The sequence below is a fragment of the Actinoalloteichus hymeniacidonis genome (assembly GCF_014203365.1).
Lineage (GTDB): Bacteria > Actinomycetota > Actinomycetes > Mycobacteriales > Pseudonocardiaceae > Actinoalloteichus_A > Actinoalloteichus_A hymeniacidonis.
Genome location: NZ_JACHIS010000001.1, coordinates 3,138,623 through 3,160,703, shown reverse-complemented (window position 1 = coordinate 3,160,703; position 22,081 = coordinate 3,138,623). Strand labels below are relative to the sequence as shown.

The following is a 22,081-nucleotide window of genomic DNA, read 5'->3' as shown; positions in this document are numbered from 1 at the left end:
GAATCGACTTCTATGACTGATATTCGCCCGACCAGTGACGCCCTACACACGTTTCCCGCCATTCGCGACTGTCCGTTCTCGGCGCCCCAGGCATACGCCGACCTACGAAGGGAGGGCGCGGCATCACGAGTACGACTGCCCACCGGTAGGCAGGCTTGGGTGATCACCGGCTATCACGATGTCCGGGCGATTCTGGCGGACCGGCGCGTCAGTGCCGACGTCCGTAACCCGAATTACCCGGCCCTCGTGGATGGCGAGCAGGAGGTGGGCGCACGGACGCGGCCGTTCATTCGCATGGACCCGCCAGAGCACACGCGGTTCCGTCGGATGCTGCTCGCCGAGATGACGGTTCGCAAAGCACGTCGCATGCGCAGGAGCATCCAGCGGATCGTTGACGAGCGCATCGATGAACTACTCGCAGCCGGTCCCCCGATAGACCTGGTCACGCACTATGCCCACACCGTGTCGACCACCGTGATGTGCGAGTTGATCGGGGTCAGACGGGCCGATCCCTGGTTCCGACGCATCACCGGCGCGCTCGGATCGGGTGTCTTCGGTGGTGGGGCCAGTACTGCGCAAGGCGCCAGCGACGGGATCGCCGCCCTGTCCGACGTGTTGGACGGTCTGATCACCGACCGGGAGCAAGATCTCGGAGAAGACCTGTTGAGCACGCTGATCAAGGAGCAGTTGCACCCGGGGCTGGCGAGCAGGGCGGAGCTGATCACCACGGTCGCGATCCTGGTCGTGGCGGGCTGGGAGACGACCACCAACCAGATCGCGTTGAGTGTGTTGGCACTGCTGAATCAACCCGAGCTCATCACCGAGTTGCAGCAGAATCCGTCCCGGGTGCCAGATGCCGTGGAGGAACTTCTCCGAGTACTCTCCGTCGGCGACTCGATCGCCCTTCGAATTGCCACCGAAGACCTCCAGGTCGGCGATCAGGTGATTCCGGCAGGTGATGGAATCATCCCGCTTTTAGCCGCCGCCGATCACGATCCAGCAGTGTTCCCCGACCCCGAGAGGATTGATCTCGATCGCCGGGGAAGACAGCACGTCGCCTTCAGCTTCGGTATTCACCAGTGTGTCGGGCAGAACATCGCGCGCCTGGAATTGGCAATCGCCATCGGTACCCTGCTAGATCGCATTCCGACCTTACGCGCCGCAGTTCCCCTGCATTCCGTCCGGTTCCGAAACGATGGAATCGCCTTCGGGCCGGAACGGGTACTCGTCACGTGGTGACGCAGGGTTGTTCCGCACCTCGCAACAGGCCCAGGTGCGGAACGGCCTTGTCATGCGGCGATGGCACCGACTCTAGAATCAATCCGCTCTCCTCAGCGATCCTCGGCAGATCCACCGGATACCAGTGGTAATGATCGTGGGATTCTCGGATCAGCTCCTCCCCATCGAACACCCGCCACGTGGTATCGAGGCGCATCCGATCCGCTCCCGAAGGCTCACCGGCCATCCACCACTCGTACCGCAGACCGCCCAGCATGGCGTGCCGAAGCCGAGTCCGCGGCATCGAGATCGGCGTGTGGAACCCCATAAGCTCGACGACCAGCGGGGCACCGGGAGCAAGACGAGCCGCGATGCTCCGCAGCAGAGCCCGCCGGGCTGCCGCGTCCAGGTGACCGAGCACCCCGCAGGCGACCGCCCCGCTGATCCGCTCCGGCAACACGAGTTCGTGTGCGGCGTGCGGAAGTACCGTCACTCGAGAGGCCAGCTCGGGATCATCGGCGATCCGGCTGGTGAGCACCGCACGCATCCCCGCAGCAGGCTCGGTCGCGATCAGTTGGCAGCCGGGAAGGGCTCTGGCGATCTGACGGGTGACCAAGCCGGTGCCCGCCCCGATGTCGAACAGTGGACCCGCGTGCCGGTCGATGACGCCGAGGGCCGCCACCACCGCCGGACCGGTACGCGAAGTGTGGTCGCGGGCGCCCAGGTCGAAGAACTCGGCGGATTCCGAATAGCCCGAGCCAGGTGCCCCGTCCGGCTCCGGTGTTCCGTTCTCCGCCGTGGTGCCGCGCGGTCGGGTTGTGATCGGACCCTGTGTCCCCGCTCCGACGACACGGAGATCCTCGACGGCGAGCGGCGTCGGTGTCGGCGGTCGAATCAACTCGGGCGGACCGAGTCGGGCCATCAGGTCCCGCCAGATACCGAACACCGCCAGATCGTGCTGGGCGGTCCGCAACGGATCGGACTCCGCCGCGATCGCCTCGGCGAAGGAGGTGAGAGCGGCAGCCACCGCCGAGGGCCACAGTCGGGAGAAGACCTCCTCGAAGGACGGCTGAATCTCGTCCGGATCGCCGAGGACGGAACTCGTCGGCAACCGCAGGGCTTCCGCGCCCGGCCCGGCCTCGAAAATCAGGCGGTGCCCGGCATCCCGGGGCGAATGCAGTCGCGGATTCCAGAGCACCGGCCCGTGTGTGTCGGCAAGGGTCAATACCCCGCCCTGGGTGCCGATGGTGATGCGATGCCAGAACAACGCGTGATTGTCCCGATCGCCGGGATGCAGTTGGTTCTGGACGCGCAGGGTGAGCGGTATTCCCGCGATGACGCCGTGCAGGCTGTGCACCGGCACCACGCCGCCTGCGGCCGCACGGACCTCGTCGGCAACCGACGCAGGATCCCCCAACCGCCAGGGCCGCACGCCGCCCAGCGCCCGAGCCAGGATGTCCACCATCGGCGCCAGGACATGAACCGGGGAAGCGGCATCGACGAAGAGCACCTGCTGTCTACGCCGAAGCTCCCCCGCCGCCTCGATGAATCGTCGTACCGGCTCCACGTGCGGGTAGTGGGTATTGACCCGGTACTGGCGCTTGTTCGCTCGGGCCGACCGCAGCGAGGCCGCGAGCTCGTCCGGGTGCACGGGGTGTTCCTGTAGCACATGCACGCCCCGTTCCAGCAGGGCCCGCCCCAGTTCCGAACCGCCACCGCCCATTACTGCGGACGGAACAACGACGCAGGCGGCGTCCACGTCGGCTGGAAGTTCGTCGACGCTCGTGTAGCACGGCACACCGAGGCGCGCGGCCATCTCTTGGGAGTACCGGCTGCCGGTCGTGAGGATGCCCGCGAGGTCGAAGCCGGGATGCGCCCGCACGGCATCGATGTAGAAACGACCGAAATTCGTACCGCACACCACGGTGCGCAGGCGACCTGCCGATGGTGTGCTCACAGTTCACCGTCCTCGAAACCGCCGTCCATCGGTGATCCGGGGTCGACGGAACTCTGGATCACGGCGTATCCGGCGGCTCCGCGTCGCTCGATCTCGGCGACGACCTCCCCCGGCCGCAGTACATCACCAGCCAGGTGGATACCTGTCTCGATGCGCCCGTCCAGAACCGCGCGTGCGGCGATCACCAGTACTTCGGCGGTGAGCCGATAGCTGTCCTCGGTGCGAACCACTGCGGTGCGAGACCAGTCGGGCCCGGACAGGGTGAAGACCATCCGGTAATAGGGCTCCACCCCCGCCAGGTCGATCGCAGCCGCCCGGATGATCCTGGAGACGATCTCCGAACGCTGCTGGCTAGTAGACGTCGGCAGGGTCGGTAGCGTGGTGAACAAGGCTCGAACCTGTTGGCCCGGGTAGACGTTGTACCAATCGGCCTCGGTCAGCCCGAGGCTCGCAGCGAGCCGTTCGATCTCAGCGGTGAGCAGGGGCTGCACCGCTACCCGGGTCGGGTAGAACGGCACCTCGGCGTTCTCGTCGGAACGCAGCACCCGAGCCTCTCGACGGCCGTGTCGCCAGGCCGCCAGGGGATATCCGAACGGCTCACCGTGGGAACCGCCGACGTTCAACGAGGACAGGATGTCGGCGGCGACCGTCGTGGTGACCATCTCCAACCCACCCGCGTAGGCCACGAGCCGGGTCGCCTTCGACTGCGCGGCGACAGCGGACTCGGCAAGGAGGCGCGGCACCAGCACGGAGAGCCCGGGGACTGTCCCGGCCGACAGGACCACTGTTCGGTCGGCGGCCCGTGCCTCGGCCGGTGCGATGGCGACTTCGTCGCCGAGTGCATCGACGTAGTCGGCTCCGGCGTGTAATGCGGCCTTGGCGGCCGTCTCCGCCAATCGATAACCGGGACCTGCACAGTTGACGACCAGATCGGCCCCCGCGCAGAATTCGGCCAGTGCTGTGGGATCGGTGACGTCGACGGCCATGAGTTGCGTGCCGGGGGCGGTCTTTCCGACCATGATGGCGGTAGGTCTGCGGGCGCCGAGGCGCAGTGGACCGACGCCGGCTTCGATGAGTGCGGCGACGACATGCCTCCCCACTGCGCCGGATGCACCGAGTACTGCGATCACGATGTGGTTCCTTCGATGAGTTCACTCAGGTGCCCGAAGACCGTCGAGACGTGGTCGCCGGTCATACAGGTGAAGTGCTGGCCGGGGATGTCCCGACTGGTCAGTTCGCCGAGGCAGATCTTCGCCCAGTGGTCGGTGATGGTCTCCGCGCTGCCGGGGAACGGGTAGGAGCCGTTGTGCCGAAGGAAGGTGATGTCTCCGGCGTACGGCTCGGCGTGATGCCTGCTCAGCGCGAAGGTGCTCTGCTGGTAGGTGCGCAGCGCGCGCAGCAGGCCCTCGGGCTGATAGGTGCCCGCCAGCTCTGGCGGGAGTGCCTCGCACATCAAGGCGACCCGTCGCATCCTCGGCAACGCCTCCATGGCCGTGAACGCCGCCGCGATATCCGCGTACTCCCCTTCGAGATCGGCGATGGCACCGTCGAGCACAGCCTCGGGCGACTGCTCGAGTACGGCGCCGACCGCCGCCCCGACCCGGGCTTGATCCTCGGGAAAGCCGACCGCCGCCAGATCGATGCCCATCATCAGACCGAACGAGTATTCCGACAGAAGCTCGTCGTCCAGGCGGAACGTCGGACTGTGACTGCTGATGACGGTGAGACTCCGCACTTCGGCGCCCGCCTCCGACAGGGCCCGCGCCACCTCGGTGGCGATGACACCACCCACGCAGTAACCGACGATGTCGAAGCGGGTATGACCGGCATCGAGCAGCGCCTGCGCATACCGGGCGGAGAGTCGATCGATCAGTCCGTTCGGATCGGCGTTGAGGAAGTCGTCCAGCTCCGGGATCTCCAATCCGAGCAGGCCGTTTCGCCCGGAGGACTGTGTGCGGAACTCCGTGATCAGGGGCCGGTACGGCAAGAGGATGCCGGTGCCCGCGTGTACCAGCACGGTGACCGCTTCGGTGCCCTCCTCCAGCACGACGATCGGGGAGACCTCGCGATTCCCGTCGGCCGCACCTTCCTCTGCCACGCCACGCAGGTAGGCGGCCAGTCCCGCAACCGTCGGCCTGCGCAGCAGGTGCCGAAGGACCACCTCCCATTCGAGGTCCCACTCCAGGGTCTCCCGGCCGTCCTCGGTGGTCACGCCATCCCGAAGGCGCCCGACGATCCGGGCCACCAGCAGCGAGTCCCCGCCCAGGGCGAACAGGTCGTCATCGCGACCCACCTGATCACGTTCCAGTAGTTCGGCCCACAGCGCGGCGAGTGCACGCTCCAGTTCGTCCTGCGGCGCGGCGGATTCGGCGACGGCGGACTGCTGGTCCGAGGCTTCGGCCCAGTTCTCCAGTCGGGTCCGGTCGAGTTTTCCGTTCACCGTCAGTGGCAGGGCGTCCAGCACCTCCCATCGGCTGGGAACCGAGTACTCGGGAAGCAGCTCCTCCGCTCGCCGAGTCAGCTCGACCACGGAGACGGGTTCCCGGTCGGGCTTGGGCTGCACCACGAAGAGCCGCTGTCCGAAGACCGCCGCCGTGGTCGCTGAGGCGGGAAGCTCGGCGATCACCCGGTCACCCTGGGCACCGAGCAGTTCGGTCCATTGCGCGGCGCGCAGGAAGGACTGTTCCTCCGCCGCACGCACGTCGGAGAAGGGGCCCGCGTGTTCGGGGAGCAGCTCGGTCGAGACACGCAACGCGTGATCGTCGTCGTCGATGTTCTGCATGAGCACCAACCAGCCGCCAGGTGTTACGAGCGCACGTAGATTGGCCAACGCAGCACCGACATCGGGAAGATTGTCGAGCACCCCGATACAGACGAGCACGTCCACGGAGTTCGGTGGAAACCCTTGAGCACGAGGGTCTGTGGCAGGGTCGAAGGCCGCGCAACGCACCCTGGCGTCCTCGGAGTGCAGCTCGGCAGCCGCCGCCCGGTTGTGCGCCGAGACGTCCGTGGCCAGGTATTCGAGGTCCTGCCCGGCGAGTGCGGGCACCAGGCGCGCGGCGGCGCCACCACCACGCAGACCGACCTCCATGATGCGCAGCGGTCCGTCGGCCCGGTGGTTGCCGGCGATCTCGGCGACGAAGGCCGTCAGAACCTCGTGCAGGGTTCTTGCTGCGGTGTTTCCCGTGTACGCCGCGGTCAGCGCGTCGGGACCGGCGGCGGCCGACATCAGGCTCATCGGGTCTGTCCGCCCGCTGATCAGCCGAGGTAGATCCTCGGCGCAGTGCCGGACTGCGGCGAAGAGTTCCGCGCTCCATCCTGCGGACTTCTCGAGTTCGGCGGCCTGCGACCAGGCTTGTGCGGTGTGCTGCGGTCCGTGGACCACCAGGTCGTGATAGGCGCCCGCCGCGTCCCGACTCAACCTGCCTGCTCCGACGAGACCACGCAGCCAACGTCGAACCAGTCTGTGCTGGGCGGGGGCGACATCGAGCATCGAACAGACCTGCTCGGCGGTTCGAGTCGCATCCCCGACGAAGGCCGCGGTCAGTGCGTCGGCGATCGAGGACAGTGCGGCCTCGCCCATCGCCGTGCGGAACGACGTCAGCGCGGTCAGATCCACTTCCTGTACCGCGCCGTCCATAGCCTCGGCCAACACAGCGGGCAGCCCATCCGGGATCGGCAGGGGCGTCGCACGGTGCGCGGGCTCGACGAAGGCGGTCAGCACCCGGGGTGAGGTGGTGCCCGCGTCGCCCCGACCTCCTGCGACGACCACGGCACTGGAGCCGACCGAGGGCAAGGAGTCCAGTGCCGCCTGGACCTCGCCGAGTTCGATCCGATAGCCCCGGATCTTGACCTGCTGGTCCTCGCGCCCGAGGAACTCGATCACGCCGTCCGGGTGGAACCGCCCGAGGTCACCGGTCCGGTAGAGCCGTTCTCCGGTGTCGGGATGGGGTATGAAGCGGGACTCGGTGCGCTGCGCATCGCCCAGATAGCCCTTCGCCAGTCCGACGCCGCTGATGTAGAGCTCACCGACGACGAAGTCGGGGCACGGCCGCATCGCGTGATCGAGGACATGAAAGCCTTGGTTGGACAGTGGCTTGCCGTAGGGCACGCTGCGCCAGGCGGGGTCGACTCGGTCGACGGGATGATGGATCGACCAGATGGATGCCTCCGTGGCACCCCCGAGACTGTGGATCTTCAGATCGGGCGCCCATCTCCATATCGCCTCCGGCAAGGTCAGGGGAATCCAATCGCCCGACAACATGGCCAGTCGCAACGACGGCAGTGGCGGATCGTCCGTTCGGAGATAGTCGGTCACCATCTGCAACTGCCCCGGCACCGAGTTCCAGATCGTGACGCCGTCCGTGCGCAGGATCTCGACCCAACTGGAGGGATCCCCACGTCGCGCTGGATCGGGCAACACGATCGTCGCGCCCACCGACAGCGGACCGAACACGTCGTAGACGGACAGATCGAAACCGAGTTGCGCCAACGCGAATACCCGGTCACCCTCCTGGACGTCGAACCGCCGGTTGATGTCCGCCACGGTGTTCACCGCAGCCGCATGGCTGATCATCACGCCCTTGGGAGCTCCCGTCGAACCCGACGTGTAGATCACGTATGCCAGTGCGTCGACATCCACGTGGATCTCGGGCGGCGGGCCGTCCGTCGCGGGAATGCCGTCCACGGGAAGGGACGTGACGTGCTCTGGCCAGGCACAGTCACCCATCAACCAGGACTGGGTAAGGACCGCCTTCGCCTTGGCGTCGTTCAGGATCGCCTCGCGACGCCGCTGCGGCTGTGTGGTGTCCACCGGCAGGTAGGCGGCGCCCGCGAGCAGCGTCCCGAGGACCCCGGCGACCTGTTCCCAGCCCTTTTCCATGGTGATCACGACGAGGTCGCCCGGTTCGACGCCTGCGGCCGCGAGTGTCCTGGCCACGCCCGTCGCCTGTCGGATCAGCTCCCGATAGGTCATCCGGCGCCCTCGATCGACCACGGCGATCTCGTCCGGCAGTCGAGCAGCCGTAGCCAGCACGGCGTCCTGCAACAACGCCCTCGGTGGAGGCACGACGGCGACGGGGGGCTGTTCGCGAACGGCACGCGTCTGGGCTGGAAGTTCGATCGCGGCGGGTGTGCGCCACGCGGTGTCATCGGCGGCCAGGGTGGATATCAACTCGACGAAGGCGTCGAAGAGATGCGCGGCGGTGTTCTCCGCGAGCACCCCCTCGCGCACGTCCCAGCTCAGTGCCAGTTCACCAGCGCGGTCCATCACCTGGCAGTCGAGCCAGACCTGTGGTGTCTGCGTCCGTGCGTGCCGGATTCGACCCGTTGGCTGCCGGGTCGTAGCGGAACCGAGGGTGCTGGTGAACACCACCGGCATCAGTACCGTGTCGGCACCGCGTGCGCGGTTCAGTTCCGCGAGGACCCGGCTCCCGGTGAACAGCGAATGCGACAGGTCCTCCAGTAGGTTCGCGCCCAGCGTTCTGGAGCGTTCGGCGAAGGTCTGCCTCGGTCGCAGATCCACGGCGAGCAGTTCCACGTCGGTGAAATCGCCGACCAGTTGGTCGACCTCGGTGTGCAGTGGCAGGCGAGTGAAGGTGGGAACGTTGAGCATGAACTCGGGATTGCGGCTCCACCGGCCGACGACCTCGGCGTAGGCGGTCAGCGCCGCCGCGGATGCAGTGGTTCCGTTCGCCGTGGCATTGGCTTCGAAGGCCTTCCGTTGGTGCTCCCCCAGCACGACCTCATACCGGCGGAAGCTGCGTGCCCCGTCGGGGTCGGTGGCGACCGGCAGGTCGGGAGGGCCGGGCAGCTCGGCGAGTCGCCGCAGCCAGTAGTCGCGATGTCGGTCGTAATCGCCGGTGAGCGTCTGCTTGCGCCGGGCCAGCACGTAGTCGCGGAATCCGATTGTCAGCGGAGCGAGCGGGCGGCCGTGGTAGACGTCCTCCATCTCGGCGAGGACGATCATCAGGCTGGCGTAGTCGACGATGAGCTGATCGATCGACAGGTGCAGGACGAGTTCGTCGTCCGAGCGGGTCATTCGCAGCACGAACAACGGCGGTCGGTCCGTACGAGGTACTCGGGCGGCGAGTTCACTCCGAATCCGGGCGATGCCCCGGTCCACCTCGGCGGCCGTCGAACCGCGCAGGTCGGCGGTCGGCACCGGAGGCTCCGCCATCTCCGACAGCACCTCTTGGAAACCATCAGGGTGCACGACCGCCCGGAGCATGTCGTGTCTACGCACCACCTCCCACCAGGCCGAGTTCACTCGGTCGGGGTCCGTGTCGGCCGGATAGGAGAGCTCGACGTAGACGTGGCAGGCCACGCCGCCGTAACCGTAGGCGCTGCCTCGTCCCACGAGGTAGGCCGCTTGGATATCGGTCAGCGGGAAAGGTTCGTTCCCGGCGGCCAAGTCCGGAACCAGCTGGGTCGCTTCCCGTCGGTCGATCAGGTGGGCCAGCACCGCGTCACGGTTGGTCCGCAACAGGGCCCGCCGTTCCTCGGTCAGCGTGCCCTGCGGGGCGCGGAATCGAAGCGCCCCGTCCTCCTCCCAAAGTCGGATGCCTTCCTTCTCCAGAGTCGCCACGATCTGACGGACGTTCATATGACTCCGCTTTCTTCCGGGACAGAGGTTCCGCCCGCGCTCTCGACCTGCAGCGTCAGGTCGGAGAGGGTGGAGGCGGTGAGGAATGCTCGGACCGAGAGGTCCACGCCGAAGGCCGTGCTGACCGCTGCGACCAGGCGCAACGCCGACAGGCTGTCCCCGCCCGCGCTGAAGAAGCTGATGTACCGGTCCGTGACGCCGGCGCCCAGGATCTCTGACCAGATCTCGGCGATGCGGGTTTCGATCTCTCCGGCCGGCAGACCGGCGAGTCCGTCGTCGGCGGAGACGATGTCCGACAGCGCGTCGTGGTCGACGGTGCCCGCCGAGGTGAGGGGCAAGGCGTCGACGTAGGTGATCCTGGTGGGCGTCGCATGAGGAGGGAGCCGATCGGCTAGGTGACGGCCGAGGTCGTCCGGCCGCGGGCCGCGAATCAGTGCGATGAGCTGCGGCCTGCCGTCGCTCTGAGCTGCGGGATTGGCGACCACCGCGCGCACGATCTGTGGATGCGATTCCGCCGCAGCCTCGACTTCGTCCAGCTCGACGCCGCGCCCTCCGACGTCGACCCTGCGCGACGCGTCACCGAGGAACTCAAGACCGCCATCCGGCAGGTGACGCGCTCGGGTTCCCGTGCGGTGCCATCGTCGTCCATCCACATCGACGAACAGGTCCGTGCTCGTCGACGCTGCCTGCCGGTCGCCCGCGCAGGCGATGAGCCCGCCGGTCCAGAGTTCCCCGACGACCCAGTCGGGGCGATCACGGCCATCGGCGTCGACCACGCGGAGCCTGCGCCCGGCCAGCGGCGCGCCATCGGAGACCGAGCTCTGGCTCTCCGTTGCCGCGTCGAACTCCGCTACACGGGCGAGCAATCCGAACGCACCGGCTCCGAGCGCCACGAACCGCAGGTGTGGGTCGGCCTGCCGCCGCAGTCGGTGTGGCAGGTCACGACTCACCCGTTCCTGCGAGACCACCGCCAACCGGAGTTGTCTCAACGACGTCGGTTCGGCGGTGCCCGACTCGATCTCGGCCAGTAACAGATCGAGCTGCGATGGGGTCCCGTTCCACACGGTCGCGCGATGTCGGCCTGCGAGGCGGGCCAACGCGGCCGGGTCATTTCGTTCCTGATCGTCGGGCACGATGAGTGCCCCGCCCGCACCGAGCAGACCGAAGACGTCGAAGACCGAGAGATCGGTTTCCAGGCCTGCGACGGCGAGGACACGATCGTCCTGGTCGATGGCGAAGCGCGTCCGCAGATCGCGGATGGTGCTGCCCGCGGTCAGATGACTGACGGAGAGCAGACTCGGTTCGCCGTCTGGTGACGACGAGACGACGTGATAGGCGGTATCCGTGCGATCTCGCGGCACCGCGGTGGGCAACGCAGACTGGCTTTCGAGTGCCGACATACCGATCTGGGGTATGCCATCGTCTCGGCCGGGGCGGGCCGCCTCCGTCGCGATCACGAGAACGACATCGGCCTCGTGATACCACCGGGTCTGCTCTCTCGAAGCTCTGCTCGGATCGACAGCCAGGTAGACAGCGCCCGCGTACAAGGTCGCGATGGCGGCGACAACCTGTTCCGGTCCCGCGCCGAGTGCGATGCCGACGGTGTCACCTGGACGAACACCTCGATCGACCAACCCGGCTGCGACCCGACCTACCCGTTCGAGCAACCGGCCGTAGGTCATCGAGCCGGTCGGCCACAACAGAGCGACACGCTCGGGATCCTCGCCGCATCGACGCAGGAGATCCTCGTGCATGAGGCCATCGGCCTCGGCACCCCGCGAGGCGGCGGGAACGGAGCCGCCCCGGTCCGTTTCACTCGCAGGCACGATGGGGGGCGAGCCGGTCCAGTCGTGATCGACGAGCCAATCCAGCATGCGGACGTACGACTCGAACATGGCGTCCAAGACACCATCGCGGAACAGTTCCTCGACGGCGTCCCAACTGACCAGCACCCCACCGTCGGCCTCGGTGATCTGGTTGTCCAGCAGCACCTGCGGTGTCTGCGAGATGCCCCACAGCTTGGCCGGGAAGGCGTCGGAGAGGTCCTTGACGTCCCGGTCGCCGACCCCGACCGAGCTGCTGAACACCACCGGCATGGCCGCGTCGACGGTGCCGGTGCGCCTGGCCAGTTCCTGGAGCAGCCAGATAGCCGATGCCTCACGATGGTCGAGGTCTTCGCTCATCACGCGCTGCACCCGATGGGCGGTCTCCGCCCAGGTCTCGTTCGGCCGGGGACGATGGCCGATCAAGGACACGGAGGTGAAGTCCCCGACAACACGATCGATGTGCGGGTGGACCGGCAGCCGGTTGAACAGGGTCAGGTTCACGGTGACACCCGGAGTTTCACTCCAGGCAGCGAGGACCTCGACGTAGCAGGCCAGCAGTACCGAGGAGGGCGTCAACCCGTGGCTGCGCGCCTTCTCCCGCAGGGCCGACCATCGCGCGGCAGGCAGGGGACGGCTCCGACGGGTGAACCATGGCCGGTCGATCGTGGCGGGATCCGCCGCCAGCGGCAGCGCGGGGGCGGGCGGGAGTTCGTCGAGTCTTCGCAGCCAGTACTCCTGGGCCCGCTCGACCACCTTCTTCTCCGGAACCACCTGGAGCACGTAGTCCCGAAAGGAAACCTCGATAGGCGGCAGTGGGGTGTCGGGAGACGCGTAGAGCCGGTCGAGTTCGCCGTAGAGCAGGATGATCGACGCCCCATCGAGCACCAGGTAGTCCAGTCCGATCGCGAGCCGGGTCCGCATCCGACCGTCCTTCGGGTAGCGCACGGCGCGGAGGTCGAACAACGGCCAGCGGGTCACATCCAGCCTGCGATGGGACGATTCCGCTCGTAGCCGAGCCAACACCGGCTCGGCGGCGTGGGGGTCCGTCACCTCGGTGACCGGGATGGTGAAGTCGGGCACCTCGGCGAGAATGCGTTGCCGCCCGTCCTCGTCGAAGACCGCGCGCAGCATCTCGTGCCGACCGACCAAGACACGCCAAGCGCGCTGCATCCGTTCGAGATCGACGTCGACGTCGTCGAACTCGCTGTAGTGGTACGTGCCGACCCCGCCGAGCGGCAACCGGTCGTCCCGGCCGATCCAGAAGGCGCGTTGCACGTCCGTGGCGGGAAAGGGCTCGTGTCTGCGTGCGAGGTCGCCGTGGCGTATCCCCTGCTCTCGAGACTCGGTCCGGGAGAGGGTCGTGGCGAAATCCGCCAGGCGAGGCTCGGCGAACAATCTGCCGACCCGCGCGCCGCCCACTCCACGGCGGCGTAAGGCGACGATCACGCGCGTCGCCAGCAGCGAGTCACCGCCGAGAACGAAGAAATCGTCGTCGCGTCCGATGTCGGCCACGCCGAGAACCTCGGTCCATGCCTGTGCGAGCACCACCTCCGCCCACCCCGTCGGTGGTTCGTGCCGCGAGTCGGTCGGTGCTGTTGCCATGGTGGCCAGCTCGGCGGCTCGTCGTCGGTCGGGCTTTCCATTACGGGTCAGCGGAAGCTCGTCGACGATCACCACCTGACTGGGGACCATGTACGGGGGCAGGGCTCGGCTCAGGGTGTCGTGAAGCTCGGCCTCCGACGGTGCGTGGTCCCGCTGGCGCGCCGCCACCAGGGCTAGCCGCCGAGGTTGCCCGGTGACCAGCGCAACGCAGGAGGCGATGTCGGCTCGTTCGACGGCGGCGGCCTCGATCTCTCCCAGTTCGATGCGATGGCCTCTGAATTTGATCTGGTGATCGGTTCGCCCGAGGAATTCCAGTAGGCCGTCGGCGCGGTAGCGTGCCCGGTCACCGGTGCGATACCAGCGGCGGCCCTCGTGTTCGACGAATTTCTGCTCGGTGCGCTCGGGGTCTCCTCGGTAGCCCGCAGCCAGGCCCGCACCGCTGATCCACAGCTCCCCCGGTACCCAGTCCGGGCAGTCCCGGCCTCGGTGGTCGGCGACGCGGGCCCGCACGTTGGGCAGCGGCACGCCCCAGGGAATCGACGTCCACGCCGGATCTACGTCCGCCACCTCCATGATCGTGGAGTGGATCGCGGCCTCGGTCATCCCGCCGAGGGCGACGAACCTCGCTTCAGGACGCAACGCGCGTAGCCTGCCGGGTTGATCCAGCCCCACCCAGTCACCGCCGAGCAGCACCAGTCGCAGTGAATCGCCCAGCCCGTCGGGATCGGCTTCGGCGGCCGTCAGCAGCATGTCCAGCAGCGCGGGCACGCAGTTGATCAGTGTGACACCGAGTTCTTGGACCAGCCGGATCCAATAGGTGGCGTCGCGGCGCGCGTCCTCGTCGATCAGGACGACCGATGCGCCCGCCGACAGCGGTGCGAAGAGGTCGTACACCGACATGTCGAAATCCAGCTCCGCCAAGGCCAGGCCACGATCGTTCTGTCGTACGTCGAAACGCGCATTGAGCGCCGCGATCGTGTTCATCGCGGCACCATGTGAGACCTCGACGCCTTTGGGCGATCCGGTCGAGCCGGAGGTGAAGATGACGTAGGCGATCGAGTCGACGGGTTGGTCGAGGATCGGCGGCACGGGGTCGAGTCCGGTCGCATCAGCCTGCAGTACAAGGGGGATCGCGGTCTCGGCGGTCCCGCCATGGCGCCCGATGTCATCGAGCTCGGTGAGTACCGCGACGACCCGGGCTGCCTCCGCGACCCGGTGCGCTCGTTCGACGGGTTGTTCCACCCCGATCGGGACGTAGGTCGCTCCCGCGCCGAGCACGCCCAGCACGGCGGCTACCTGACCTACCCCGCGACCCAGACTGACCGCAACCGAGTCCCCCGGACGGACTCCTCGGGACGCCAGCAGTGCGGTTACCTGGCCTGCGCGTCGCGCCAGCTCTCCATAGGTGACCGTTTCACCGGCGGCCACCAGGGCGATGTGTTCCGGGTGACGATCGGCGGCACGGTGAAAACCCTCATGCAGCCGATCCCCGACGAGGGGGGCGTCCGTGGCGTTGACCTGTTGACGAACCCGCAGCTGCTCTGCGGGAAGCTGCGGGGCCGTCGAACGCCACCAGGCCTGCTCGTCGTCGAGGAGCTTCTCGACGAGGTCTCGATACGCGGCGAAGGCCGCTGCGGGGACGCCCGGCTCGAACAGGTCCTCCCTGACGTCCCAGTTCAGCAGGATCCCGCCGTCGAATTCGGTGACCTGCGCATCGAGCCAGACCTGCGGGCCCTGCGAGATGATCCAGACGGGTTCACCGAAGGTGTCGCGTACCGCGCGGTCGTAGACCTCCCCGAGCCCCAGCGCACTGGTATAGACCACCGGGGCCAACACCGGGGTCCCGCCTGCGACCCGGGAGAGGTCCCGCAGGACCTCGACACCGGGATAGGAGCCGTGCGCGATGGCGGAGCGAAGTCGGGCGGTGATGTCGTGCGCTACGTCGACGAAGAACCGTTCGCCGGTGAGATCGACATCGAGCAGGATCGAACTGCTGAAGTCCCCCACGAGTAGTTCGACCTCGGGAGTGCTCAGGTCGCGGTGGAACAGTGGGAGATTGAGCAGGAACCGGGGTTCGGCGCTCCACGCGCCCACGGTCTCGGCGAAGGCGGTCGCCAACACGGCGGTCGGTGTCAGTCCGTGGCGGCGGGCGCGATGGAGAAGCAATCGAGTGCGTTCGGATGTCAGCTGGTGATGCAGGCGGATCGTCCGGTGGTAGCGGGGCGAGGAGGATTCGCGGCTCAGCGGATCGACGACGGTGGGGAGATCGGGTGCCGCCCCGAGTGTGTCCAACCTTCCTTGCCACCAGTCTCGTGACTCGGCGCGGTCGGCGGCGCGGTCGCCCTGACTCCGCCGGAGATAGTCCTGGTAGGAGTCGTGGAGCTGCGGCAGTGGCGCTTCCGGTTCGGCATAGAGCGTGCGGAGGTCGCCGAGCAGGACGCGCATGCTGGCGGCGTCGGCGGCGACCATGTCGAGGTCGATGTGCAGTCGGGTCGCACCGTCGGGAAGCAGGGTGAGGGCGACCTCGAGTACCTCGCCATTCTCGACGTCCATGCGTCGATGGGTGTAGCGGTGACGAAGCCGAGCCAGCGCCGTGGACACCTCATGCGGGGAGGCCGCCGTCAGATCGTGGATCACCACCGGATCGCCGTCGTCCGGAGGCAGGACACGTTGCCATCCGTCGTCCTGCACCGCGATCCGCAACATCTCGTGCCTGCGGCGGAGGGCCGCGACGGCTCGACCGAGTCGCTGCGGGTCCACTCCCGCGCCGTCCATCTCGGCGTAGAAGTGCGCGCCCACTCCCCCGAGCGGTTGGCCGTCCTGGCGACCGATCCAGTAGGCGTGCTGCATGGCGCCCAGCGGAAAGGCGTCTGCTGCGACGTGGCGGTCTTCTGCCGGCGTCGAGCTCTTGCGGGCCGCCGAGGTGCCGGATGCCGTGTCGGTGTTCTTCGCTGCTGCGGCCGTGAGGATGCGCAGCCAATCGCGCAGGGTCGCGGTCTCGGCGAGGTCTTCGAAGCTCACCTTCAGTCCGCGCCTGCGCCAGTCGGCCGTGAGCCGGATGAGACCGAGCGAGTCCAAGCCCAGCTCGAACAGGTCGACGTCGAGTCCGATGTCCGCGGCAGGCACGCCGATGGTCGTCGATGCGGAGACCCGGACGTCCGCCTCGGTCAGCGACGCCTGGGCCGATCGGGATGACTGAGTCACTGGCGTTGATCGCCTCCTTCACTCATCGCTCGATCGACGAGGCGCGGGGCACCGCTCAGGGGTTCACCGAGCGTGATTCCTGAGTCGCCATCGGTCGCCGATCGGACACGAAAGGGCTAGATAGAAATGAAAACCACTTTCACCTAAGCTCACTGTAGGCACTCGCCGCCGTCTACACCACCCATCAGGGCAATGCAGAGGAGCAAGGATGGCGAAGATCTCATCCACGGTGCTGCGACCAACGGAGGCGGACCGTCCACAGTGGCCCGAGCGGTTCGCACGGCATTACCGGTCGCTCGGTCACTGGCGCGACGAGGTCCTCGGCGAACTTCCGAGGGAGGGGGCGACCCGGCATCCGGCGGCGGTGGCGCTGGTCGACGGTGATCGTCGATGGACCTACCGCGAACTGGAGTCCGAGGTGGACATCCTCGCTCGATCGCTGAGCCGACTCGGATTGCGCCAAGGCGACCGGGTCGTCCTGCAGCTGCCCAATATCGCGGAGTTCGTCCTCGGCTGGTTCGCGTTGCAGCGACTCGGGGCCGTCCCCGTCCACGCCATGCCCGGTCATCGCAGACACGAGATCTCTCACCTGATTCGGCTCACCGAAGCAGTCGCCTACGTGATCCCCGCCCGCCACGCACGATTCGACCACCGCGAACTCGCCGCCGAGATGAAGGCGGAGCACCCGTCCCTGGGTCAGGTGATCGTCGTGGGCGACGTGGGCGCTCGCCCGGACTTCGTCCCGTTCGACGCCCTCCACGACGACACGGCACCCGCCATCGCAGAACTCGCACGTCCGGCGCCCGAGGACTTGGCGCTACTCCTTCTCTCCGGCGGTACGACGGGCACGCCCAAACTCATTCCGAGGACCCATCAGGACTACGCCTACAACGCTCGGGCCGCCGCGAACATCTCCGAGCTGACCTCGGACAGCGTCTATCTCGCCGTGCTGCCGATCGCCTTCAACTTCACCATGAGCTGTCCCGGCATCCTCGGAACCCTCCAAGCCGGTGGGACCGTCGTCCTGGCCCCGAACCCGAGTCCCGACACCGTCTTCACCCTGATCGAGCGAGAACGGGTCACGATCACGGCGGTCACCCCTCCGCTCGTGCCGTACTGGCTGAAGGAGTACACGGAGAGCACGCCCGACCTATCGAGTCTTCGGGTACTCCAGGTGGGAGCGGCCCGGCTCCCCGACGACATCGCACGTGGCATCGGGCCCACCTTGGGATGCCGCCTCCAACAGGTGTTCGGCATGGCCGAAGGCCTGCTCAATCTCACCGCCCTCGATGACCCCGAGGACATCGTCTGCTCCACGCAGGGGCGGCCGATCTCTCCGGAGGACGAGGTTCTCGTCGTAGACGATCAGGGGAATCCGCTTCCCGACGGCGAGACCGGCGAGCTGCTGACACGCGGCCCCTACACCTTGCGCGGGTACTACCGGTCGCCGGAGCACGCCGTCACCCACTTCACCGAGAACGGCTTCTATCGAACGGGAGACCTCGTCAAGCGCCTACCGAGCGGACATCTGACCGTCGTGGGGAGGGTCAAGGACCAGATCAACCGGGGCGGAGAGAAGATCGATGCCACGGAGGTCGAAGAGTGTCTGCTCGGGTATCCCGGGATCGTGTCGGCGGCCGTGGTCGCCGAGGATGACGACGAACTCGGCGAGCGTTCCGTGGCCTTCGTCGTCTGTGCCCGCGACGCGCCGACTGCGCGAGAACTCGCGGCCTTCCTTCGGCAGCACGGCCTCGCGGCGTACAAGGCACCGGACCGAGTGGTCGCGATCGAACAGCTGCCGCTGACTCCGCTCGGCAAGGTCGACAAGAGAGCACTTCGGTCTCGCGGCTGACTGCCGCAGCTATTCGATCCGCTTCGCCGAGAAATGGAGGTATCGGATGCGCGTCCTCGCTCACCCCGATCGGTGTGTCGGCGCGGGACAGTGCGTGCTCACCGCACCTGTCGTGTTCGACCAGGGACCGGACGACGGGCTGGTCGCTCTTCGCACTACCGCCCCGCCCGCGACCGAGCTCGATGCCGTCCGCTAAGCAGTTGAGCGATGCCCGGCGGCGGCCATCGAGTTGACGGCGGACTGATACCGACCGGGGAAGGGAAGGACGGCGCGGGGCGTCTGATCGACGATGCCGTTGGGCGCTCATCCTTCCCCAACGCGGGCGGTCAACGGCGGCGGTCGTGATCATGCCGGGCGGTCGCCAGGCCGCCGGAGTGGCCCGCCGTCACCGCCCGCGCTGTCGTCATCCCGCGCTCTCGTGTTCATGCGGATCGGCGTGGTCATGCACCTCTCCCCCGTGCTCCGGTCGGAGTCGACCACCGTCTCTGCCGGTCACGGCGACCACGATCAGCAACACGGCGATGACAGCCACCGAGATTCGTCCCGCCAGCCGCAGCCAGTGCGGCAGCAGTCCCGTCTGCTCCGCCGTCATGTCGAGCCGCTCGCCTCGCCGGGCAGGCTGGATCAACCGCCACAGCAGGAGAAGCACGATCGGAACCTGGAGCAACCACAACACCGTGCGCGGCCAGCCCTCGTACCAGACATTGGTGCTGTAGAGCAGCGTGTGCCACACGCTGAGTGCGTAGACGACGATGATGAATCGGTGCAGGATCCGCCAGGCCCTGGAACCGATTCGCCTTCGAAAGTAATAGGCCAGGCCCAGCGGGATCGCGAGGTAGAACGCCGCCTGTCCGATCGGCATCGCGATCCATCCGGTGCTGCCGTCGTGTCCGCCCGGCACGAAGGCACGGACGAAAGCACCGAACACGCGGTCTCCCCATGCTTCAGCCGCTCGGTCGCGAACCACCTGAACGGCGTACAGCAGCGCGTGGGCCGCCATCAGACTGAGCACGCTGAGACTGGTGGTGCGATGCAGACGTTCGATCCTGGGTGTCCGCCACCGCAGCCAGCCGGGTTTGGGGCCCGAGACGAGAAGTCCGAGGACGACCGCCAAATAGGCCCAGAGCAGCGCGGACCAGCCGAAGGCCTGGCTGAGGAAATAGACCCAGTACCGGTCGGCGTCGGCCATGTAGGAGATCACCGACACCGTGTCCGAGCGGCCAGCGCGTACCCGCAGGTAGAGGAAGACGAAAACGGATGCGGTGATGAGCAGGGCAATGCCGAGATCGAGGAGCGAACCCCGTAAATCGGCGGTGAACCCGGTGGGCGTGCGGTCGGCACGCCTCCGGTTCGCTTCGGTAGGCGGGCCCTTCTCGGTGGGGTTCTCGCTCGGCTGTCTCCCAGAATCCGGACTGATCGGCATCATCTCTCCTTTGAGATCAACGCTTTCTGATCAAGGGGCACCACGTCGGCCGCGATCGAAGCGGGGTGTAGGTCATCGCTCATCGGCCGTCGACGATCTGTTCCCCGGTAACTCGAGCGACCCGTTCGCGCCGGCGGCACAGCCGGTGAGCAGGGCATCCAGTCCGCTCTCGAAGACGGTGTCCATGCTGAGGGTGAAGAAGCGGTCCCCGATTCGCGATGCCGCCGGGTACCGATCGCCGTCGATGGCGGCCAGTCCGGACACGAATGCTCGCGCTCTGCTCGGTATGGCTTGCGACGCGCGTGCGTCCGCTGCGTCTTCGACGCTGACGCGGGAGAACACCCAGCTCATGATCATCGAACAGGTACGGGCTGCGGTCTCGTCGTCGAAACCCGCTTTCAGCATGCTTCCCGCCAGATCGTCGAGCAGTCGGTAGGCCTGTTCGCCTGCCGGTCCGTTCGCCGTCAACCAGGCGGCCAGGCCGGGGAAGCGGCGAAGTCCGCTGCGCTGTGCGCGCGCCCATTCGCGGGCGTTGCGATGCCAGACGGCGTCGGGGTCCAGACGTGGCTGGATGAGCTTGCCCGCCTCGTCGGCGACGAACCGGTTGAGTGCCTCCCGGTTGGCGACATAGCGGTAGATCGCCATGGGCGTCACCGAGAGTCGTTCCGCCAGCACACGCATCGACATCGCCGCGAAACCACCCTCGGCCGCGATGTCGAGCGCGGCCCCGACAACGGCATCTCGGTCCAGGCCGGCAGCAGGCATGCACTCCCCTAAATTGACAATCATTTTCGTCAATGTCTAGTCTACGGCGTATAGTACGCGCGGTCCCGTTCCTCCCGAACCGGTTGAGCCGCGCGCCGAACAGGTAAGGGCCGTCTCGTGGTGGAACTTGATCGTCGTCGTTTTCTCGGCCTGGGTGCCTTCACGGCCGCCGTCATCGCAACCGGACTCGCCGGTTGCGGCACGGCCGCACCAGCCCAGACCACTGGGCGCTTACGCGCGGCATTCACCGGCGGCGGCGCGGGTGAGACGTTGAACTATCTGGTCGGACCCACCGCACTGGACTTCGTCCGTGCCCGGCTGGTTCATGCCGCTCTCGGCACGATCGACGTCGACCAACCGGACGGGGTGCGGTACGGCGCGTTGGAGTCCATCGAGATCAGCGACGACCTGATGACGTACACGCTGCGGGTGCGTCCGAACATTGCTTTCACCGACGGCTCGATGCTGTCCGCCGAGGACATCCTCTATTCGTTGCGTGCGCCTGCACTGCTCCAAGGCTTGCCGTTCACACAGATCGTCGGGCGTGACTTCGACCTCGACAACGCGGTGGTCGAAGACGATCGCACACTGACACTGCCCACGCTGCACCCGATCGCGGACGGTCGGCTGCTGCTGTGCCAGAGCATGCTGGCGATCAAGGCCGGTACCACGGAGTTCACGACCGACACCCCTTCGTGCGGCCCGTTCGTCATCACGCAGTTCGAGGCCGGGCGGGAGACTCTCCTGACCCGCAACCCCGACTACTTCGGGGCAGCCATCGGCGACGAGCCGACACTGGACGAGATCCAGCTGCTCTCGATCGCCGACGACAACGCCAGGGTCGCTGCACTCACCGGTGGGCAGGCCGACTTCGTCAGCGGCATCAGCACCGGCGTCGCGCAGAACCTCGATGGCACCGACGGCATCGTCGTGACGACCGCAGAGCTGCCCTACGCCTCCTATCTCCGGTTCGTGATGAACCCGAGCTTCGAACCGTTCGCCGATGTCCGGGTACGGCAGGCGTTCAAGCTCGCCATCAACCGGCAGTCCATCATCGACAACGTCTACTACGGCCGGGCATACCTCGGAAACGACGTCCCCGCGCTCGGCTTCCCGACCTACCATTCGGAACTCGAACAGCGTGCCTACGACCCGGATACGGCGCGGGACCTGCTGGAGCAAGCCGGGCAGAGTGGCATGAGCGTCGAGTTGACGGTCGGCCCGGAGATGCCGGGAATGGTGGAGACCGGCACGCTGATCGTCGAGAACCTCAAGGCGATCGGGGTTGATGCCACCCTCCGCGAGCTGCCCGCAGGCCAGTTGTTCGCGGACTACGAAGCCTATTCCGCACTCCCCTTCGCCGTCGGGTACAACCCGCCCGCGTTGTTCGAACCGAACCACACGCCCGGGGTGCTGCCCGATGTCGACGCCCTGGTCATCACCGCGCGCGGTGGTGCAACGGCAGAGCAACGACTGGCCGCCTCGCACGAGGCACAACAGCTGTTGTGGGAGAACGGGAACCAGATCGGACCGGTCTTCGTGCCCGGTATCGACGCGGCCATCGACACGGTGAGCGGCGTGCGAGCCCAACAGTTCCCGGATCTGACGATCGCACGTCTGTCCCCATGAG

Annotated in this window: 9 protein-coding genes; 3 read left to right on the top strand and 6 right to left on the bottom strand. The window is 67.2% G+C overall.

What is annotated here, in order from left to right:
- The first annotated feature begins 12 nt into the window (after positions 1-12).
- On the top strand, positions 13-1,239 hold the full coding sequence (locus BKA25_RS12820; RefSeq protein WP_069849568.1) for a cytochrome P450: 1,227 nt from the start codon (positions 13-15) through the stop codon (positions 1,237-1,239).
- Here the strand turns inward: BKA25_RS12820 and BKA25_RS12815 are convergent.
- Genes BKA25_RS12815 through BKA25_RS12800 form a run of 4 tightly spaced genes read right to left on the bottom strand, consistent with a single transcriptional unit; the run spans position 1,229 to position 16,411 of the window.
- The gene (locus BKA25_RS12815; RefSeq protein ID WP_069849570.1) at positions 1,229-3,175 is read right to left on the bottom strand and encodes a Gfo/Idh/MocA family oxidoreductase; all 1,947 of its coding nucleotides are present in this window, start codon (positions 3,173-3,175) and stop codon (positions 1,229-1,231) included. The two genes, BKA25_RS12820 and BKA25_RS12815, sit on opposite strands and share 11 nt — an antisense overlap.
- The gene (locus BKA25_RS12810) at positions 3,172-4,305 is read right to left on the bottom strand and encodes an NAD(P)H-binding protein (protein ID WP_069849572.1); all 1,134 of its coding nucleotides are present in this window, start codon (positions 4,303-4,305) and stop codon (positions 3,172-3,174) included. Before BKA25_RS12810 ends, BKA25_RS12815 begins: the two co-directional genes overlap by 4 nt.
- Positions 4,302-9,779 carry a non-ribosomal peptide synthetase gene (locus tag BKA25_RS12805; RefSeq protein ID WP_069849574.1) on the bottom strand — a complete coding sequence of 1,826 codons (5,478 nt, stop codon included), beginning with the start codon at positions 9,777-9,779 and terminating at the stop codon, positions 4,302-4,304. The genes BKA25_RS12810 and BKA25_RS12805 overlap by 4 nt, the downstream gene beginning before the upstream one ends.
- Positions 9,776-16,411, bottom strand: coding sequence for a non-ribosomal peptide synthetase (locus BKA25_RS12800; protein WP_236750269.1), 6,636 nt, complete (start codon positions 16,409-16,411; stop codon positions 9,776-9,778). Before BKA25_RS12800 ends, BKA25_RS12805 begins: the two co-directional genes overlap by 4 nt.
- A gap of 208 nt (positions 16,412-16,619) precedes the next feature.
- Here BKA25_RS12800 and BKA25_RS12795 point away from each other — a divergent pair, with 208 nt between their 5' ends.
- Positions 16,620-18,263 carry a (2,3-dihydroxybenzoyl)adenylate synthase gene (locus BKA25_RS12795; protein ID WP_069849576.1) on the top strand — a complete coding sequence of 548 codons (1,644 nt, stop codon included), beginning with the start codon at positions 16,620-16,622 and terminating at the stop codon, positions 18,261-18,263.
- Positions 18,264-18,666: 403 nt separating this feature from the next.
- Here BKA25_RS12795 and BKA25_RS12785 read toward each other — a convergent pair whose 3' ends face one another.
- Positions 18,667-19,686 (bottom strand): ferric reductase-like transmembrane domain-containing protein, encoded by a 1,020-nt coding sequence (locus BKA25_RS12785; protein ID WP_216637719.1) that lies wholly within the window; start codon positions 19,684-19,686, stop codon positions 18,667-18,669.
- Positions 19,687-19,758: 72 nt separating this feature from the next.
- Positions 19,759-20,451, bottom strand: a complete 693-nt coding sequence (locus tag BKA25_RS12780; protein WP_069849578.1) for a TetR/AcrR family transcriptional regulator — start codon at positions 20,449-20,451, stop codon at positions 19,759-19,761.
- A gap of 117 nt (positions 20,452-20,568) precedes the next feature.
- Between BKA25_RS12780 and BKA25_RS12775 the strand changes: the two genes are divergently transcribed.
- Complete coding sequence (locus BKA25_RS12775; RefSeq protein ID WP_069849580.1) at positions 20,569-22,080, top strand: ABC transporter substrate-binding protein; 1,512 nt, start codon at positions 20,569-20,571, stop codon at positions 22,078-22,080.
- Position 22,081 lies beyond the last annotated feature (1 nt).